The 301-nt window shown below is 64.8% G+C and carries 1 protein-coding gene; it reads right to left on the bottom strand.

Annotated features, from left to right (window positions below; genetic code table 11):
- Nucleotides 1-273 (bottom strand): class II D-tagatose-bisphosphate aldolase non-catalytic subunit (locus HX774_RS19645; protein ID WP_255500571.1); only part of this gene is annotated, 273 nt, incomplete at its 3' end.
- Nucleotides 274-301 lie beyond the last annotated feature (28 nt).

Consider the following 301-nt stretch of genomic DNA (forward strand, 5'->3'; position numbering starts at 1 on the left):
GGCCGCCACCGCCGGCTCGCCCCAGTAATAGCGGCAACGGTCGCTCAAGCCGTAGCGGCGCATCAATCGCTGTTCGTCAGGCGTGCCCAGGTAATGCTTGATCCAGTTCTTCGGCTTGGCCAGCATCACGTCGTCGAGCACCTGCATCAGTTGCGACGTGGCGTGCGCCGGCAGCAGTTCTTCTTCGATCTGGCACAGGGCGTACAGCGCCTCGCGCAGGGCGAAGGTGGCGGCCGGGCCCACTTTCAGGATGGCGAAATGGTCGCGCACCATGGCGTGCAAAGCGGACTAGCGCTGGTAG

This window comes from Brevundimonas sp. P7753, assembly GCF_013386595.1.
GTDB classification, from domain to species: domain Bacteria; phylum Pseudomonadota; class Alphaproteobacteria; order Caulobacterales; family Caulobacteraceae; genus Brevundimonas; species Brevundimonas bullata.